Source organism: Paenibacillus glycanilyticus, from assembly GCF_023715145.1.
Classification (GTDB): Bacteria; Bacillota; Bacilli; order Paenibacillales; family Paenibacillaceae; genus Pristimantibacillus; species Pristimantibacillus glycanilyticus_A.
Genome location: NZ_JAMBNP010000079.1, coordinates 1 through 261, shown reverse-complemented (window position 1 = coordinate 261; position 261 = coordinate 1). Strand labels below are relative to the sequence as shown.

At 54.8% G+C, this 261-nt stretch carries 1 rRNA gene; it reads left to right on the top strand.

The annotated features are described in order from the left end of the window. Nucleotides 1-261: ribosomal RNA gene (locus M3194_RS31865) — 16S ribosomal RNA — on the top strand; the annotation flags it as partial.

The window sequence follows — 261 nt, the reverse complement described above, 5'->3', positions numbered from 1 at the left end:
CGTCCTAGAGATAGGGCTTTCCTTCGGGACAGAGGAGACAGGTGGTGCATGGTTGTCGTCAGCTCGTGTCGTGAGATGTTGGGTTAAGTCCCGCAACGAGCGCAACCCTTGATCTTAGTTGCCAGCATTTCGGATGGGCACTCTAGGATGACTGCCGGTGACAAACCGGAGGAAGGTGGGGATGACGTCAAATCATCATGCCCCTTATGACCTGGGCTACACACGTACTACAATGGCCGATACAACGGGAAGCGAAACCGC